The organism is Mycobacterium sp. 1165196.3 (assembly GCF_001673415.1).
Taxonomy (GTDB): Bacteria; Actinomycetota; Actinomycetes; order Mycobacteriales; family Mycobacteriaceae; genus Mycobacterium; species Mycobacterium europaeum_A.
The window spans coordinates 1-17485 of sequence record NZ_LZLU01000020.1; the positions used below are offsets into that span (position 1 = coordinate 1).

Here is a 17485-nt window from a genome sequence, read left to right on the forward strand (position 1 = left end):
CGACGGCTCGGCGACTGGGTCGTGAGCGCCACCGGCCGGCACGGAGACCGGCTCAGGCGGCTGCTCCGCCGGCACCGCGGTGGGTTCGTGCGGGCCGCCGGATGGCACAGACGCCGGATCGTGCGGACCCCCGGGAGCGGCCGGCGCAGCCGGTGCCGGCGGAGGAGCGGGCTCTGCGGCCGGTTCATGCAGCCCACCAGAACCACCCGGCGGAGGGGCCGCAGCCGGCGCAGGCGCGGGATCATGCAGACCACCCGAGCCACCTGGCGTCGCAGCGGGAACGGGCGCAGGGCCTTGCGGGCCGACGGGACCGCCCGCCGGTGCAGAAGGGGTGGGTGACGAATTCGGCTCGTGCGGAACGCCATTGGGACTACTCGAGGGTGGCGGCGAATCACCGGGCGGGCCCGCCTGACCCGGCGAGGTTGCCGCGGGTGTCGACCCCTGGGGTGCGCCGGGGGCGCCCTCGGCCGGGCGAGGTGCCGACTCGACCGGCGGCTCAATCGGCTTGCCGGGTGGCATTGCCACGGGAGTGCCACTTGCCGGAGGCTTGATATCCGGTAAATCCTTGGTTACGCCTCCTAGCTTTTGGGGCAGTTCGGCGCTCGCCTTGGTAATGCTGGTTAGCTCACCGCGGGCACCCACGATGCCGCCAAGCCCTTCGCCCGTTTTCCCGCCGACGCGCCCGGCGGCGCCAGCGGCCTCCGCCTCGCCCTCGGCGCCCCGTGCGGCCGCGCCTGCGCCGTCGGCCGCTGCGCCCGCCTCACCGAGACCGGGTGATATCAGCGTGCCAAGGTCGAACACGACTTCGCCAGCGCCCAATCCGGGCCGATCTCTGGTCCAATCCTCGGCATGCACAAGGCCTTTCAACTCCTGCAGCCTCGCATGCGCGAATTCCTCGGGATGAATGGGAGCGTTGAACAAACTCTCCTTCCACGCATTCTTCACCAGACCGGTCCAAGTGGCGGCTGCGCCTTGGGGGTCGACGGCGATCCAATGCGGGCTCAGGTCGGCAAGGCCTAACCCCATGTTGACCGCACCTTTGAGAACGCCCTCCTGGGCATTTATCCCGAACTCGAATGCGGTCGCCACCGGATTGCCGACGTCTTCCCCTAAGAACTTGACGAGCCCGCGGCGCGCGTACTTCTCACAAGTGACGACCTCGCGATCGGCCGCTTCCATAAGCAGCCTGATCCCCTGCACGCCGGCGCGGGCCTCCTGCCCGAGATGCTGCAGCACGTCGTTGATGTCCTTGGCGATTTTCTTGATCTCGTCCCATGCGTCGCCGTCGATAATGAGCATGATGTCGTGGCCGAGGTCGCCCAGGGACCCGAGCCGGTGCAACAGATCCCGAATCGCATGTTGGGAGCGGCCGACTTTGTCGGCGAACTTGTCGATGGCACTGGCCAGCTTGCCGCATTGCGCGCCGATAGTCGCTGCCGCAGAACCTATTTCGTTGAGAGCGTTATCGATCTTGTCGCCTTCAGGAAGGTGTTGGATATCCAGCAGTGTCTTAGCCGCGTTGAGAGTCGTCTGCAACCCGTTAGCCGCCGCGGCGAAGCTGCGCCAACGAGACGCGACCGCATGCATACCCGGCACGTCGCCGTCGGGCCACAACTCGAGGACGAGCGACTCCACGATCGCCCATAGCGCCGGTGGCGGCTCTCCGGGCCCCATCGTTCCCGGGGCTTTGGGAGCGGCAAGTTCCTCCGGCGGGGGCGGCGCCGCCAAAATGCTGCCACCGCCGCCTAGCGTCGAGGCCGCCTCCGCCTTCGAATAGTTCGACGCGCCTTGCTGGATAAGAGCACCGCATTTCCCGCACGCATTCACGACGGCAGCCACTGCCTTCAGCAGCGACTCGGCGGTGTCCTGATACGCCAGGCCGAACACCTCGCCGGCGCGATCCACCCCGGTGTGGGCCGAAAAACCCGCCGCCAACACCGTCAGGTTCGCCGCCAGACCACCGCCGGCGGCACCCACGGCACTACCCGCGGCGTACATCGCCTCCGGGTCGACAGCCAAGGGAGCCACGAGCGGAATTTTCGCTCAGGTCCGCCCGTCGCCGCTATTCACCCGATGATCGATTCGCCAAGCTAGCGACAATCACCTAGCGCCACAACTCACCGATCAACAGCCGCTGCGGCCGTCAACGTGATGCGGTGTCGCCCGGGTGAGACCGCGACCGTCGCCCCGGCCGGTTCGCCATCGAGTTGCACGTCGACCGCCGCAGGCAAGCCACCGAGCGTGATCGTGGCGGTGACATCGGTGGCCACCGTGATGGTCGACGTCGGCAACGCCGCCAGCCCGGCTCGCGCGACATCGACTCGTAAACCGGCAACTCCGGTGAGGCGCAACGTCAAATACGGCAGCGGGCCGACCGGCCGTCCCACTTGCCAGTCCAGCTCGCTGTACACCCCGGGCGTCGGCTCGAAGTGCGGGATGACGCCGCGATGGTGCCGGATGGTGTGCGTGGGGTCCGGCCGCGCGTACGAGCGCGCGTCGACCTCGGCGACGGCCCCGCGCCGCGCGGTCACCTCGGGATCGGCGGCCAGTTCCGACAACCACCACGCCTGGTGTGGCCCGATGCCCAGGTCGGCGCGCACCAGTTGCGGATACCAGGCGAACGTGATGTGTCCCGGATCCGCTTGGCGCAGAGCGGTTCCCATGTGGGAGATCGGGTCCTCGAACTTGTCCTGGAACACCCAGGCGATGTGATCCTCGAGCGGGAACACGCTGAAGCGGTGCCGGTAACCCAGCCGGTCCAGCTCCAGCACCTGCTCGGCGGCCGAGGCGAACGGCACCAGTTCGTCAAGCAGCCCATGAGCGATGACGTAGGGCAGCCATCGGGCGTTCACCAGCAGCTTCCAGGTGTCACCCTCACGGGCACAGGGCGTATGCGGATCGAGGTCGGCGGGAATGTCGACGTGCGGCAGCAGCCGCACCCCGCACGTCGGCGGCCCGGCCAGCACCACGGCTTGCGAGAACACTTGCGGATAGCTCAGTCCCAGCTTGTATGTCGCATACCCGCCCATCGAATAGCCGGAAATCACAGTGCGATTGGGGTCGGTGCCCAATTGTTCGGCGACTCGCGCCCAGACTTCCCAGACGTCGAGTTCGCCGGTGTCGAAGTACCAGGTGGACGGTCCCCGGGCCAGCGGCGTGACCACGACCGAGTCACGGCCCTCGCACACCTGGTGCAGCAGGTGCGGGTCGATCGCGGCGAACTGGCTCTGCCCGAGCGAAAGCGAGTGCAGCAACAGGGTCAACGGCAGCGTCCGACCCGGCGCGTAGCTCGAGGGCAGGCAGATCGAATACGGCTGCACCCGGCCGAGGAACTGCGGCTTGGTGCTCAGGATGTCGTTGGCGGCCCAACCCTGTTCCAGGCCCTGGCCGAGTTCGACCGACGACACGTACCACCGGGTGGACGGGCCGGTGATCACCGGCTCGGGAACGGTGTTGCGGGCCGCCAGCTGGGCCCAGGGCACCGTCAGCGCGAACTCGGAGACGTCGCCGTGTGTCAGGGCGGCGGCCTGGGCGGCATCCGACCAGAAGTTCAGGTGCACCGGCTCCTGCTCGTGGGTGCGAAATGCCACGTTGTACACGTTGGGTTGCCCGGGCAGCGCGCCATGCAGGGCGGACACGTCGGCGAAGCCGTCCCCCGCCGCGTTGGCCAGCCCCGCCACCAGGCGGACCGTCCAGCTGCCCGTGGGTTCGGCCAGTGACCGCGGGACCTGGGCGACGAACGACCGCGACTGCATGTCGACGCTGTGCTCGACCGGCGTCCTGGCCTGCGTGGTCAGGTCGATCAGCGCGGCGCCGGCGCCCGAGACCAGCAGGGCCATGTCGATGCCCTTCGAACGCACCCCGGCTGCGGCGGGCCAGTGTTCGTCCGCCGTTCGGGCGGGGTCGGTGTCGAAGGTGAACAGCGCGATGGGCACCGACGCGTCCAGCACGGTGTTCCAGTCGATCCGCCACCAGGTGTGGGTCTCGGTGAGCCCGATGGCGACGCGGAAGATGTCGGCGCCGTTGCCGGCCGCGGGGCCGTCGGGATAGATGTAGGTTCCGCGCGGCGGCGCCTGGATCTTCAGGTCGCCGATCGGGACACCCGTCGCGCCGTGGTCGTCGTAGAGGAAGTCGGTCCAGAACAGGGCGCCACCGGCTAGCCGCCCGGCGCCGCACGTGCGCGGGAACTCCTCGCCGAACGGCCAACCCGCGGGCGACGGAAGTGCGGGCTCGGGGCGCCGCGCCGCCGGCGGCACGCCCTCGGGCATCCCGTCGACCACGACCAGCTCGGCCGGCGGCGCGGGAGCCGGCGCGGGTGCCTTGGGGTGCAAGACCGCGTCGGCGACGTGGCGTGCGATGCGAATCGGAAGCAGCGGGAGATCCAGAATTGACATCACGCCCCAACCTACGCGGACCCGGTGACGCGTCGGTCAGGCCACCGGAACCACGATCAGTTCGTGCGGCCGGTTGTTGACGGCCAGGGCTCCCTCGGGGGTGACGACGACGATGTCCTCGATCCGAGCGCCCCAACGGCCCGGAAAATAGATGCCCGGCTCGATCGAGAAGGCCATGCCCTCGGCCAGGGGCAGATCGTTTCCGGCGACGATGTAGGGCTCTTCGTGCACCGACAGCCCGATGCCGTGCCCGGTGCGGTGCACGAAGTACTCGGCCAGCCCTTCGGCGGCCAGCACGTCACGGGCGGCGGCGTCGACCTGCTCGGCCGTCACCCCCGGACGCACCGCGTCATACGCGGCGCGCTGGGCGCGTTGCAGCACCGAATACTGTTGCGCGACTTCGGGATCGGGCTCACCGATGCTGTAGGTGCGGGTGGAGTCGGAGTTGTAGCCCGGTTCGTACGCGCCACCGATGTCGACGACGACGATGTCACCGACCTGCAGTTCGCGATCCGAATACCCGTGGTGCGGGTCGGCGCCGTGCGGCCCGGACCCGACGATGATGAACGCGACCTCCGAATGCCCTTCGGCCACAATGGCTTCCGCGATGTCGGCGGCCACGTCGGCTTCGGTGCGACCCGGGACCAGGAACTCCGGTACCCGGGCGTGCACCCGATCGATGGCCGCGCCGGCCTTGCGCAGCGCGTCGACCTCGCATTCCTCCTTGACCATCCGCAGCGTGCGCAACACGTCGGTGGCCAACACCGGCAGCACCCCGAGCGCTTCGGCCAGCGGCAGCAGGTGCAACGCCGGCATGGCATCGGTGACGGCGGTCGCGGCGGGGACACCGCCCAACGCGGAGCCCACCAGATCGTAGGGATTGTCGCCGTCGACCCAATCCCGCACCGCCAGGCCGAGTTCGGCGATGGCCGATTCCTTCAGCGAGGCCAGCTCGAGACGCGGCACCACCACCGTCGGCTCGCCCGAGGCGGGCAACACCAGCGCGGTGAACCGCTCCAGGGTCTGTGCGCGCGACCCGACGAGGTAGCGCAGGTCATAGCCCGGTGTGATCACCAGCCCGGCCAGGCCCGCATTGGCGGCCGCCACCGCGGCGGCCGCCAGCCGGCGTTCATACACTGCTGCGTCGAAGCGGTGAGACTCCATGGCAGTCAGGCTAACCCCCGCCTGCCGACCGTCGACTCGGTGCGCGGATTGGCGTGAGACGATAACCCGCATGCGACCACTCGTGCTGCTCGACGGCGCCAGCATGTGGTTCCGCTCGTACTTCGGGGTGCCGTCCTCGATCACCGCGCCCGACGGCCGGCCCGTCAACGCCGTTCGGGGGTTCATCGACTCCATGGCCGTAGTGATCACCCAGCAGCGGCCCAGCCGGCTGGCCGTCTGCCTCGACCTCGATTGGCGTCCCCAGTTCCGGGTGGACCTCGTCCCGTCCTACAAGGCCCACCGCGTGGCCGTGGAGGATCCGCAGGACGAGCCGGACGTCGAGGAGGTCCCCGACGACCTGACGCCCCAGATCGACATGATCGCCGAACTCCTTGACGCATACGGGATTCCGACGGCCGGCGCCGAGGGCTACGAGGCCGACGACGTGCTGGGCACTCTGGCGGCCCGGGAACGTAAGGACCCGGTGGTGGTGGTCAGCGGCGACCGCGACCTGCTGCAGGTGGTGTCGGACGATCCCGTCCCGGTCCGGGTGCTCTACCTCGGCCGCGGGCTGAGCAAGGCCACGTTGTTCGGGCCCGCCGAGGTGGCCGAACACTACGGCGTCCCGGTGGATCGCGCCGGCCCCGCCTATGCCGAACTCGCGTTGCTGCGCGGCGATCCGTCCGACGGCCTGCCCGGGGTGCCGGGCGTCGGCGAGAAGACCGCGGCGACGCTGCTGGCCCAGCACGGCTCGCTGCAGCGGATCCTGACCGCCGCCCAGGACCCGAAGTCCAAGATGGCCAAGGGCATCCGCACCAAATTGCTCGGGGCGCTGGATTACATCGAGGCGGCCGGCAAGGTGGTGCGGGTGGCGACCGACGCGCCCGTCACCTTCTCGACGTCCACCGACGAAATACCGTTGGTCGCCGCCCATCCGCGACGCACCGCCGAACTGGCGACCGAGCTGGGCGTCGGCTCGTCGGTCGCCCGCCTGCAAAAGGCGCTGGACGGGCTGCCGAACTGATCGGCCCGGCGGCTACTGCGGCCGGCCGACCTCGTAGGTGCCCTTGTTGTCCTGGAAGGTCACCGTGACGTGCTTGGGCGCGCCGTCGATGCTGACGTCGCAGTCGAACGTGGCGCCCTTCTTGACGGTGGGGTTCTGGCCGTGGTTGCACTTGACGTTCTGGACGTTCTTCGCGCCGTAGCCGTTGGTTTCGTCGCTGAGCACCTGCTGGACCCCGGCCTGCGCCTTGTTGACGTCCAGCTTGGTGGTGACGAAGAACCCGGGCTGCCAGAAACCGAGCACCAGCACCACCGCGATGAGCAGAAACGCGATCGCGCCGCCGACACCGGCGATGAGGCCGACGGGCCGCTTCTTGCCGGGCTGCTCATATCCGGGGTACTGCTGCGGGTACTGGCCCGGCTGGCCGTACTGGCCGGGTTGGGGATACTGACCCGGCTGGCCATACTGCCCCGGCTGCGGATACTGGCCGGGCTGACCGTACTGGCCCGGCTGGGCGTACTGCCCGGGCTGGGCGTACTGGCCGGGCTGACCGTACTGCCCCGGTTGCGCATAGCCCGGCTGCTGCTGGGGATACTGCTGCGGATAGGCCTGTTCCGCCGGCTGCTGATACTGCGGGTAGTCGGCGGGCGGGGTGTAGGCCGGGGCCTGCCACGACGTCTCCTGGTTCGACTGCTCCTGCCAGGTGGGTGCCACCTGAGTCGGCTCTGACGAGTGATCGCTACCTTGACCGGGCGGCTGCCACTGCTGGTCCGATCCCTGCGGTCCGCTCATCTTTCTCCCTCAGCCCTTGTGTCTTGGCATGCACTATCGCCGCTTAACGGTAGCTCCGGCCTAGCCTACCCGGCGTCAACTGCGACGACGCCGCGCCGAATGTCGTTGATAGCCCGCTTGGCGGTGGCCCGTAGCTCGGGGTCCGGGGCGGCGTTGCGGACCTGGTCCAGCAGGTCGAGCGCCTGGCGGCACCAGCGCACGAAATCCCCCGCCAGCAGCGGCGAGCCCGTGCCGGCCGGATCGGCGGCCGCCAGCGCCGCCGCCAGGTCGCCGGTGCGGGCCCAGCGGTAGATGACGTTGACGAAGCCGTCGTCGGGCTCGCGACTCGGGGCGATCCGGTGCGTTTGCTCATCGGCGCGCAGCGCCATCGACAGCCTCGAGGTCTGCTGCAGCGCTTGGCGCACTTGCTGGGTGGGCGCGTCGGCCGCAAAACCCGCCCCCGGCCCCTCGCCGCCCCGGGTTTCGTACAGGACTGACGAGACCACCGCCGCGAGTTCGGCGGGCTTGAGCCCCGCCCACGCGCCGGTGCGCAGGCATTCGGCCACCAGCAGGTCGCTTTCGCTGTAGATGCGCGCCAGCAGCCGGCCGTCGTCGGTGACGCGCGGATCGCCGTCGCGCCTCTCGATGAAGCCGCGCTCGGTGAGCAACCCGACGATCCGGTCGAAGGTCCGGGCCAGCGAATTGGTGGCCGCCGCAACCTTTTTCTCCAACTGCGCGTTGTCGCGCTCGATCCGCAGATAGCGCTCGGCCTGCCTGACCTGTTCCTCCACACCGGCCGTGTTGTGCGACGGGTGCCGGCGCAGCGCGTCGCGCAGCGACGCCAACTCGGGATCATGAAATTCACCATCGGAATCCCCCCGGCCGCCGCGGCGCCGGGCCGGGATGGTCAGCCCGGCGGCGGCCGATCGCAGCGCCGACGCCAGGTCACGCCGGACCCGGGGCTGCCGGTGTTCGACCCGCTTGGGCAGCGACATCGAACCGACCGGCGCCGACACACCCGAATAGTCGGCCGAGGAAATCCTTCCGGCCCAACGGTTTTCGGTGAGCACCAGCGGTCGCGGGTCGGTGCTGTCGCGGGCCGATTCCAGCACCACGGCCAGGCCGCCGCGCCGGCCATGGGTGATGTTGATGATGTCGCCGCGGCGCAGCGCGGCCAATGCATCGCTGGCGGCCTGCCGCCGTTGCAGCCGGGACGCCCGGGACTGCGCGCGCTCCATCTCGCCGATGCGGGCACGCATCCGGGCGTATTCGAGGATCGGCGCCTTGGGTCCGCCGATCTGGGCGGCGATCTCGTCGAGCATCGCGGTGCCGCGCTCGATGCCGCGGACCAGCCCGACGACCGAGCGGTCGGCCTGATACTGCGCAAACGACTGCTCCAGCAACCGGTGTGCCTGCTCGGGGCCCATCTGTTGGACGAGGTTGATGGTCATGTTGTACGACGGGGCGAACGAGCTGCGCAGCGGGAAGGTGCGGGTGGAGGCCAGCCCGGCCACCGCGGAGGGCTCGGTGGTCTCCTCGGTGGGATTCCACAGCACCACCGCGTGGCCCTCGACGTCGATGCCGCGCCGCCCGGCGCGGCCGGTGAGCTGGGTGTACTCCCCCGGCGTCAGCGCCACGTGCTGCTCGCCGTTGAACTTCACCAGCCGTTCGAGTACCACCGTGCGGGCGGGCATGTTGATCCCGAGCGCCAGGGTCTCGGTGGCGAACACCGCCCTGACCAGTCCGGCGGTGAACAGTTCTTCGACCGTGTGGCGGAAGACCGGCAGCATGCCGGCGTGGTGTGCCGCCAGGCCGCGCAGCAGCCCCTCGCGCCACTCGTAGTAGCCGAGCACGCCCAGATCGGCGTCGGCGAGGTCGCCGCAGCGGTGCTCGATCACCTCGGCGATCTGCGCGCGTTCCTCCTGGGTGGTCAGCTGCAGGGGCGAGCGCAGGCACTGCTGGACGGCGGCGTCACAGCCGGCCCGGGAGAACACGAACGTGATCGCCGGCAGCAGCCCCTCGGAGTCCAGGGTGGCGATCACGTCCGGCCGTGTCGGCGTCCGGTAGAAGCGCGGCCGCGACGGCCGGCCCGAGCCCCGGCGACGCGGCTGCCAGTCGGTCATGCGGTCCGCCTCGCGGCGGTGCGAGATGTGGCGCAGCAGTTCGGGATTGACGCGAGGTTGACGGTCCGCGGCCGGTTTCTCGTTGTCGTAGTCGAACAGGTCCAGCAGGCGCTTGCCCACCAACACGTGCTGCCACAGCGGCACCGGCCGATGCTCGTCGACCACGACCGTCGTATCGCCGCGCACGGTCTGGATCCAGCCGCCGAATTCCTCGGCGTTGCTCACCGTCGCCGAGAGGCTGACCACCCGCACCTCGTCGGGCAGGTGCAGGATCACCTCCTCCCACACCGGGCCCCGCATCCGGTCGGCCAGGAAGTGCACCTCGTCCATCACCACATACGAAAGCCCATGCAGCGCAGGCGAATCGGCGTAGAGCATGTTGCGCAGCACTTCGGTGGTCATGACGACCACGGGCGCGTCGGCGTTCACCGACATGTCCCCGGTGAGCAGGCCGATGCGGTCGCGGCCGTAGCGCGCCGTGAGGTCGGTGTGCTTCTGGTTGCTCAGCGCTTTCAGCGGCGTGGTGTAGAAGCACTTACCGCCGGATGCCAGCGCCAGGTGCACGGCGAATTCGCCGACCACCGTCTTGCCGGCGCCGGTCGGCGCGCAGACCAGCACGCCGTGGCCTCGTTCGAGCGCCGCGCACGCCCGATGCTGAAAGCCATCCAGCGCGAAGGGCAGATCGGCGGTGAATCGGGTGAGCTCCACCAGCTCCGCCAGGTCGGAGGGCGGCGACGGATCAGGTGACATCGTCGTGTTGCCCGGCGGACAGCGACGGCTCGGGTATCGCGCTGGGCGGTTCGATCACCGATGCTTCGTCGTCGGGAACCACGGCCTGCGCTTCACGCTTGGCCTTGCGCCTGTCGTGCAGCCGAGCGATCTGAATGGCGAACTCCAGGAGGACCGAGAGCGCCAACCCGAGGGCGGTCATCGAGAACGGGTCGGATCCGGGCGTGAAGACCGCGGCGAACGCGAACATCGCGAAGATCAGGCCGCGCCGCCACGCCTTGAGCCGCTCATAGGTCAGCATCCCGATGGTGTTGAGCATGACGATGAGCAGCGGGAATTCGAAGCTGACGCCGAAGACCACCAGCAGGTTGATCAAGAAGCCGAAATATCTGTCGCCGGACAGCGCGGTCACCTGGACGTCGCTGCCGACGGTCAGCAGGAAGCCCAGCGCCTTGGCCAGTACGAAGTAGGCCAGCACCGCGCCGACGACGAACAGCACCACGGCGGGGATAACGAACGCGATCGCGAAGCGACGCTCCTTCTGATAGAGCCCGGGCGTGATGAACGCCCAGAGCTGGTAGAACCACACCGGGCAGGCCAGCACCACTCCCGCCGTGAGGCCGACCTTGAGCCGCAGCATGAACTGGTCGAACGGCGCGGTCGCCAGCAGCCGGCACTGGCCGCCTGCGCTGATCTCGGCGCGCGCCGATTGCGGCAGCGAACAGTAGGGATGGCGCAGCCACTCGCCGAGGCTTTCCAGACCGAAGATCGAATGCGAGTACCAGACGAAGCCGAAAATCGTGGTCAGCAGGATCGCGGCCAGGGAGATCAGCAGCCGGGTGCGCAGCTCCGTCAGGTGATCGACCAGCGACATGGTCGCATCCGGGTTGGTTCGGCTGCGACGGTTACGAGGGTTGAGGCGCCTCAGCAGGCCGGTAGTGCGCGCTGAAGAAACCTTGAAGACTTTCACGATGCTCGGTCAGTGGCGCTCGGGCAGCGCGCGACGATGGTGACGGCTAGGCCGGACGTGCTTCGCTGTGCCCCTGCTCGCTGGGCGCCGGCGCGTCGACCCGCTGCGACTGCACCGGCTGGGGGGCGGCCGGCGGGGTCGACGGGGTTTCCAGGGACGGCGCTTCCGCCTTGTTCTCGGTCTGCATCTCGCGCAATTCGGACTTGAAGATCCGCATCGACTTACCCAACGAACGCGCAGCGTCGGGGAGCTTCTTGGCACCGAACAGCAAGATCACCACGACCGCGAGGATCGCCCAGTGCCACGGACTAAGACTGCCCACTTTGATTACCTCCAGACGTTCACCCGATGCTACCGCAGCGGGGCCAGGTGGCGGCGGGCCCGCGCCGCGCCGCGGTGGACCATCTCGCCTGGACTTTTGTCAGTTCATGGCGTCGTAGGCAGTCAGGGCGGCCGCCGCCGTATCGCGCACCCGCCGCGCCAGCGACGCGGGTGCCAGCACCTGGACGTCGGGGCCGAAGCCCAGCACCAGCCGCGTCATCCAATCCTCGGAGGCATAGGTCATCACCGCCTCGCAGGATCCGTCCGGCAGCTCGCGCAGGTCGCGCATCGGGTAGTACTCGAACATCCAGGACGCCGCGGGGGCCACGCGCAGGCTGGCCGACGGCAGCGCCGGGTCGCCGTCGAACAGCGAGGTGTCCGGCGGCGCGTGCAGGGCGGGCTCGGGCGGCGCGGCCGGCTCATCGAGCTCGCTGGCGTCGACGATCCGGTCGAAGCGGAACAGCCGAACGCCCTCGGCCTCGCGCGACCAGGCCTCCAGGTAGCTGTGGCCGCCGATCAGCAGCACCCGGATGGGGTCGACGACCCGGCTGGTCAGGGTGTCGTGGGAGGCGGAGTAGTAGTCGATGGCCAGCGCGTGCTTGGACTGCACGGCCGCACGCACCGCGGCGGCGGCCCGGTTCTCCACCGGCGCGGGCTCGTCGACGGCCGTTGCCGCGGCCGAAGCGTCCTGCGCCCGGGCCCCGGCGGCGCCCTCGATCTTGGCGATCGCGCTGCGCGCGGCCTCGGGGTCGACGACGCCGGGAATGTCGGCCAGCGCCCGCAAGGCGACCAGCAGCCCGGTGGCCTCCGGCGAGGTGAGCTTGAGCGGGCGGTCGATTCCCGCGGAGAAGGTCACCTCGATGGTGTCCCCGGAGAACTCGAAATCGATCAGGTCCCCCGGAAAGTAGCCCGGCAGCCCGCACATCCACAGCTGGTTCAGGTCGTCTTCGAGCTGCTTGGCCGACACCCCGAGATCGGCGGCCGCCTTGGCTCGGGTGACCCGGGGATTGGCCTGGAAATACGGAACCATGTTCAACAGCCGGATCAGCCGGGTGGAGATCGGAGTCATTGGCGCCACTCTCCCCCGCAAGCGGGAGGTGCCCCCGCCTCATCGCCGCGCTCTGCATCGTCGCTGGCGCGTGTCACGCGGACACTCCCCCGCGGCCGGGCGGTTGCCCCGCCCCGACGGCGTCCCCGCCCGCATGCGCGCGCAGCCGGCCCAGCACGTCGTCGCGCAGGGACTGCGGTTCGAGCACCAGGGCGTCGGGCCCGTAGCCGGCGATGTCCCGTGCCAGCTGGTCGGCGAAGGAGATGTCGAGTTCGATCACCTCGCCGTCGCGACCGCCGAACTGGCGGGCATCGACGGGCCTGCCCGCGCGCCGCAGCGCGGTGGCCCGCCCGTCGGCCACCCACACTCGCGCCCGCCCGACGGTCGGCCCCGCCGACACTTCGGTGACGGTCTGGGCCACGATCTTGCGCAGGTCAACGTCTTTCGGCACGGTGACGGCGCCCGGCGGCCCGATCGGCGTGACGTCCGTACCGATCCGGGAAAGCCGGAAGGTCCGGGTGGCGTCGCGGTCGCGGTCGTGGCCCACCAGATACCAGCGGCCCTTCTCGGTGACCACGCCCCAGGGCTCGACGGTGCGGGTGGCGTATGGCTCGGCCCTCGAGGGTCGGTGCTGAAACTGCACCGCCTGCCGGGAGTCGATGGCGGACAACAGGATTCCCAGGACGTCTTCCGACCCGCGCAGGCCGGGCACGCCGGCCGGCGACGCGATGGCGACGGGCGCGTCGGGATCGACGTCGACGCCGGCCGCGCGCAGCTTGAGCAGCGCGCCCTGCGTCGCGGTGATCAGCTCGGGCGACTCCCACAGCTGCGTCGCAACGGCGACCGCGGCCGCCTCGTCGGGGGTCAGGTCGACCGGTGCGAGCGCGTAGGCGTCGCGGTTGATCCGGTAACCCTCGGTGGGGTCCCAGGCCGAGGCCCGGCCGACCTCGAGCGGGATGCCCAGGTCGCGTAGCTCGTTCTTGTCGCGCTCGAACATGCGGGAGAACGCCTCGGCGCTGGGGCTGTCCGAATAGCCCGCCACGCTCGACCTGATCTTCTCCGCCGAGATGTAACCGCGGGTGGACAGCAGGGCGATGACCAGATTCACCAGCCGTTCGACTTTTGACGTCGCCATTGGCTCCAGGTTATTCGATGGTCCTCGTCTGGCGCTTCCGCCAGCCATCCGCGTCGCGCCGGCGCGTCGGAGCGGCTACATGCTTGCGATCAGGCGCTTGACCCGCTCGTCGACCGCACGGAACGGGTCCTTGCACAGCACGGTGCGCTGCGCCTGGTCGTTGAGCTTGAGGTGCACCCAGTCGACGGTGAAGTCGCGGCCGGCGGCCTGGGCGGCGCTGATGAACTCGCCGCGCAGCCGCGCCCGGGTGGTCTGCGGCGGGTTGTCGACCGCCTCGGCGATGTCCTCATCGGTGGTGACGCGGGCGGCCAGCCCCTTGCGCTGCAACAGGTCGAAGACGCCGCGTCCGCGCTTGATGTCGTGGTAGGCCAAGTCCAGCTGGGCGATCTTGGGGTCGGACAGCTCCATGTTGTAGCGGTCCTGGTAGCGCTGGAAGAGCTTGCGCTTGATCACCCAGTCGATCTCGGTGTCCACCTTGGCGAAGTCCTGGCTTTCGACCGCGTCGAGCTGGCGGCCCCACAGGTCGACGATCTGCTCGATCTGCGCGTTGGGTTCGCGGGTCTGCAGGTGCTCGACGGCGCGGGTGTAGTACTCCCGCTGGATGTCCAGCGCGCTGGCCTGCCGCCCGCCCGCCAACCGCACGGGCCGGCGACCGGTGATGTCGTGGCTGACCTCGCGGATGGCGCGGATGGGATTGTCCAGCGAGAAGTCCCGGAACGGGACGCCGGCTTCGATCATCTCGAGCACCAGAGCGGCCGTGCCCACCTTGAGCATGGTGGTGGTCTCGCACATGTTGGAGTCGCCGACGATCACGTGCAGCCGCCGGTATTTCTCGGCGTCGGCGTGGGGCTCGTCGCGGGTGTTGATGATCGGCCGGCTGCGGGTGGTGGCCGAGGAAACGCCTTCCCAAATGTGCTCGGCGCGTTGGGAGAGACAGAACGTCGCGGCCTTGGGGGTCTGTAAGACCTTTCCGGCGCCGCAGATCAGCTGGCGGGTGACCAGGAACGGCAACAGCACATCGGAGATCCGGGAGAACTCACCGGCCCGCACGATCAGGTAGTTCTCGTGGCACCCGTAGGAGTTGCCCGCCGAGTCGGTGTTGTTCTTGAAAAGGTAGATGTCGCCGCCGATGCCCTCGTCGGCCAGTCGCTGCTCGGCGTCGACGAGCAGGTCTTCCAGCACCCATTCGCCCGCGCGGTCGTGGGTGACCAGCTGCACCAGGCTGTCGCACTCGGCGGTGGCGTACTCCGGGTGGCTGCCGACGTCGAGGTACAGGCGGGCGCCGTTACGCAGGAAAACATTGGAGCTGCGGCCCCAGGACACGACACGGCGGAACAAGTAGCGGGCCACCTCGTCCGGGCTGAGCCGCCGGTGCCCATGGAATGTGCAGGTGACCCCGAACTCGGTCTCGATGCCCATGATTCGTCGCTGCACGTAATCGAGCGTACTGGTTGTCCGACCGGGACGGTGAGCAAGCCGCGCGTATCAATCCGACGAAGTTTTCCGGAGGCCACGCGGACGCCTTCGGGAGGCCGCACCGGGCGACCGTCCGCCCGCCGGACCTTGCTACTCCTCGCGGCTCACCCGCACCTTGGGCACCAACAGCCCCATCGGCACCGGCGGCGGGCCGCGCCGAGCGATGCCTAGTCGGCGGATTCCCCGTTCGATTCCTCGCCGTCGCCTGCCGGGCCGTCGGAATCCAACTCGCGCAGCAAATTTTCCAGGCTGGCGCGGTTGATCCGCCGGAACGCCCGTCGCGGCCGGTTGACATCCAGGATGGCGACTTCCAGGCTGCCGACGTCCAGGGCTGCCTGGTCGCCATTCGACGCTTCGCTGCCGGCCCGCAGGGCCTTGACGGCGATGCGGGTGGCCTCACGCAGGTCGGCGTTCTCGGCGTAAGAGTCCTTGAGCGCCGTGGTGATCGGTTCGGTGGTGCCACCCATCACCACGAAATGCGGCTCGTCGGCGATCGACCCGTCGTAGGTAATCCGGTACAGCTCAGGCGGTCTGCTCTCGCCGTAGTGCGCGACCTCGGCCACGCACAGCTCCACCTCGTAGGGCTTGGCCTGCTCGGTGAAGATGGTGCCCAGCGTCTGCGCGTAGACGTTGGCCAGCTGCCGGCCCGTGACGTCACGACGGTCGTAGGCGTACCCGCGGGTGTCGGCGAACTGGATTCCGCCGCGGCGCAAGTTGTCGAATTCGTTGAACTTGCCGGCGGCCGCGAAGCCGACGCGGTCGTAGAGCTCGCTGATCTTCTGCAGTGACCGCGACGGGTTCTCCGCGACGAAGAGCACACCACCGGCGTAGGCCAGCGCGACCACGCTCTTGCCCCGGGCGATGCCCTTGCGCGCGAGCTCGCTGCGCTCGCGCATCGCCTGCTCGGGCGAGATGAAATACGGGAAGCTCACTTCTCACCACCATCGGGGCCGAAAGTGTCGGCGCGCGAACGGCTTTGGATCACTTCGCGGGCCAATTCGGCAATGCGGCTCTCCGGCACGTCGAGCGCCCCCTCGGCGCCGATGGTGACCGCGGTCGGGTAGATGCCGCGCACCAGATCCGGTCCGCCGGTGGCGGAATCGTCATCGGCGGCGTCGTAGAGCGCCTCGATGGCGACGCGCACCGCGGAGTCGGCGTCGGTGACCTGCGAGTACAACTTCTTCATCGACGACTTGGCGAAAATCGATCCCGACCCCACCGACTGGTAGCCCTCCTCTTCCAGGTTCCAGCCGCCGGCGGCGTCGAAAGACACGATGCGCCCGGCGCCTTCGGGATCCGGCGCATCGATGTCGTAGCCCACCAGTAGCGGCAAGGCGATCAGACCCTGCATCGCGGCGGCCAGGTTGCCCCGCACCATGATGGCCAACCGGTTCACCTTGCCGGCGAACGTGAGCGGCACGCCCTCGAGCTTCTCGTAATGCTCGAGTTCCACCGCATACAGGCGGGCGAATTCCACCGCGATCGCGGCGGTGCCGGCGATGCCGGTGGCCGTGTAATCGTCGGTGATGTACACCTTCTTGACGTCGCGCCCGGCGATCATGTTGCCCTGCGTCGAACGCCGATCGCCGGCGAGCACCACGCCGCCGGGATATTTCAGCGCGACGATGGTGGTGCCGTGGGGCAGCTGCCCCGCGGCGCCATCGGACTGCGTGCCCGACAGGCTCGCCGGCAGCAACTCCGGCGCCTGCCGACGCAACAGATCAGCAAACGACGAGAGGTCTATAGCGGGGCTTCTTGGCGGTGCGTAACCCGGAAGCGCGGAATTGGTGGACAGGCGATCAGAGAAAGGCCAGGTCACTGTCCGCCCTTTTGGACATACGCGCGAACGAAGTCCTCGGCGTTCTCCTCGAGGACGTCGTCGATCTCATCCAGCAGATCGTCGGTGTCCTCGGCTAGCTTCTCCCGGCGTTCTTGGCCCGCGGCGGTGCTGCCGGCGACATCGTCTTCGTCGTCGCCACCACCGCCACGCTTGGTCTGCTCCTGAGCCATCGCCGCCTCCTGCGTTGTCTGGGCCCGTTGAATGGCTTGTTCACCGATCAAGCCACACTGCCCGTTGGTCTTTCCTAGCCTACCGGTCGACCCCGACGTTCCCTGGGTTAACCGGCACCTAGCTGGTGAGTTGTTCGACCAGTTGGGCGGCGCTGTCCACCGAGTCCAGCAGCGCCCCGACGTGGGCTTTGCTGCCGCGCAGCGGCTCTAACGTCGGGATCCGGACCAGCGAATCACCACCCAGATCGAAAATCACCGAGTCCCAGCTGGCCGCGGCGATGTCGGCGCCGAATCGGCGCAGGCACTCACCGCGGAAATAGGCGCGGGTGTCCGTCGGCGGC

Annotated in this window: 14 protein-coding genes and 1 pseudogene; 1 reads left to right on the forward strand and 14 read right to left on the reverse strand. The window is 69.1% G+C overall.

Annotated elements, in window-relative coordinates; genetic code table 11:
* The 3 genes and pseudogenes from A5659_RS02460 to A5659_RS02470 all read right to left on the reverse strand — a co-directional run.
* Positions 1 to 2028, reverse strand: a pseudogene (locus tag A5659_RS02460) (hypothetical protein); the annotation flags it as partial.
* A gap of 89 nt (positions 2029 to 2117) precedes the next feature.
* Complete coding sequence (locus tag A5659_RS02465; protein ID WP_067179138.1) at positions 2118 to 4394, reverse strand: alpha/beta hydrolase-fold protein; 2277 nt, start codon at positions 4392 to 4394, stop codon at positions 2118 to 2120.
* Positions 4395 to 4430: 36 nt separating this feature from the next.
* Positions 4431 to 5558, reverse strand: coding sequence for a Xaa-Pro peptidase family protein (locus A5659_RS02470; RefSeq protein ID WP_067022043.1), 1128 nt, complete (start codon positions 5556 to 5558; stop codon positions 4431 to 4433).
* 70 nt (positions 5559 to 5628) lie between these two features.
* Here A5659_RS02470 and A5659_RS02475 point away from each other — a divergent pair, with 70 nt between their 5' ends.
* Positions 5629 to 6582 carry a 5'-3' exonuclease gene (locus A5659_RS02475; RefSeq protein ID WP_067179140.1) on the forward strand — a complete coding sequence of 318 codons (954 nt, stop codon included), beginning with the start codon at positions 5629 to 5631 and terminating at the stop codon, positions 6580 to 6582.
* Positions 6583 to 6594: 12 nt separating this feature from the next.
* Here A5659_RS02475 and A5659_RS02480 read toward each other — a convergent pair whose 3' ends face one another.
* From A5659_RS02480 to A5659_RS02530, 11 genes are all read right to left on the reverse strand, one after another.
* On the reverse strand, positions 6595 to 7353 hold the full coding sequence (locus tag A5659_RS02480) for a DUF4333 domain-containing protein (protein WP_067179142.1): 759 nt from the start codon (positions 7351 to 7353) through the stop codon (positions 6595 to 6597).
* A 65-nt stretch (positions 7354 to 7418) separates the two neighbouring features.
* The gene (locus A5659_RS02485; protein WP_067179153.1) at positions 7419 to 10175 is read right to left on the reverse strand and encodes an RNA helicase; all 2757 of its coding nucleotides are present in this window, start codon (positions 10173 to 10175) and stop codon (positions 7419 to 7421) included.
* A gap of 19 nt (positions 10176 to 10194) precedes the next feature.
* A complete protein-coding gene (tatC, locus tag A5659_RS02490; RefSeq protein WP_156748772.1) occupies positions 10195 to 11154 on the reverse strand; it encodes a twin-arginine translocase subunit TatC in 960 nt (319 codons plus the stop codon).
* A 46-nt stretch (positions 11155 to 11200) separates the two neighbouring features.
* Complete coding sequence (gene tatA, locus A5659_RS02495) at positions 11201 to 11476, reverse strand: Sec-independent protein translocase subunit TatA (protein WP_066880597.1); 276 nt, start codon at positions 11474 to 11476, stop codon at positions 11201 to 11203.
* A gap of 99 nt (positions 11477 to 11575) precedes the next feature.
* Positions 11576 to 12544, reverse strand: coding sequence for a YafY family protein (locus A5659_RS02500; protein WP_067179146.1), 969 nt, complete (start codon positions 12542 to 12544; stop codon positions 11576 to 11578).
* 73 nt (positions 12545 to 12617) lie between these two features.
* Positions 12618 to 13658: a YafY family protein gene (locus A5659_RS02505; protein ID WP_067179148.1), complete on the reverse strand. Its 1041-nt coding sequence runs from the start codon at positions 13656 to 13658 to the stop codon at positions 12618 to 12620.
* A 75-nt stretch (positions 13659 to 13733) separates the two neighbouring features.
* A complete protein-coding gene (gene pafA / locus A5659_RS02510; protein WP_156748774.1) occupies positions 13734 to 15092 on the reverse strand; it encodes a Pup--protein ligase in 1359 nt (452 codons plus the stop codon).
* A 209-nt stretch (positions 15093 to 15301) separates the two neighbouring features.
* Positions 15302 to 16066 carry a proteasome subunit alpha gene (gene prcA, locus A5659_RS02515; protein ID WP_066860413.1) on the reverse strand — a complete coding sequence of 255 codons (765 nt, stop codon included), beginning with the start codon at positions 16064 to 16066 and terminating at the stop codon, positions 15302 to 15304.
* The gene (prcB, locus tag A5659_RS02520; RefSeq protein WP_067179150.1) at positions 16063 to 16953 is read right to left on the reverse strand and encodes a proteasome subunit beta; all 891 of its coding nucleotides are present in this window, start codon (positions 16951 to 16953) and stop codon (positions 16063 to 16065) included. Before prcB ends, prcA begins: the two co-directional genes overlap by 4 nt.
* The gene (locus A5659_RS02525) at positions 16950 to 17144 is read right to left on the reverse strand and encodes a ubiquitin-like protein Pup (protein ID WP_066860430.1); all 195 of its coding nucleotides are present in this window, start codon (positions 17142 to 17144) and stop codon (positions 16950 to 16952) included. Before A5659_RS02525 ends, prcB begins: the two co-directional genes overlap by 4 nt.
* 118 nt (positions 17145 to 17262) lie before the next feature.
* Positions 17263 to 17485, reverse strand: a 223-nt coding sequence (locus A5659_RS02530) for a proteasome accessory factor PafA2 family protein (protein WP_082975877.1), incomplete at its 5' end; no start/stop codon positions are given.

What these genes read in the sequence shown, in the direction of transcription:
- A5659_RS02500 (WP_067179146.1), bottom strand. Translation starts at nt 12,544, where the DNA reads ATGACTCCGATCTCCACCCGGCTGATCCGGCTGTTGAACATGGTTCCG.
- A5659_RS02465 (WP_067179138.1), bottom strand. Translation starts at nt 4,394, where the DNA reads ATGTCAATTCTGGATCTCCCGCTGCTTCCGATTCGCATCGCACGCCAC.
- A5659_RS02525 (WP_066860430.1), bottom strand. Translation starts at nt 17,144, where the DNA reads ATGGCTCAGGAGCAGACCAAGCGTGGCGGTGGTGGCGACGACGAAGAC.
- A5659_RS02505 (WP_067179148.1), bottom strand. Translation starts at nt 13,658, where the DNA reads ATGGCGACGTCAAAAGTCGAACGGCTGGTGAATCTGGTCATCGCCCTG.
- A5659_RS02470 (WP_067022043.1), bottom strand. Translation starts at nt 5,558, where the DNA reads ATGGAGTCTCACCGCTTCGACGCAGCAGTGTATGAACGCCGGCTGGCG.
- A5659_RS02480 (WP_067179142.1), bottom strand. Translation starts at nt 7,353, where the DNA reads ATGAGCGGACCGCAGGGATCGGACCAGCAGTGGCAGCCGCCCGGTCAA.
- A5659_RS02475 (WP_067179140.1), top strand. Translation starts at nt 5,629, where the DNA reads ATGCGACCACTCGTGCTGCTCGACGGCGCCAGCATGTGGTTCCGCTCG.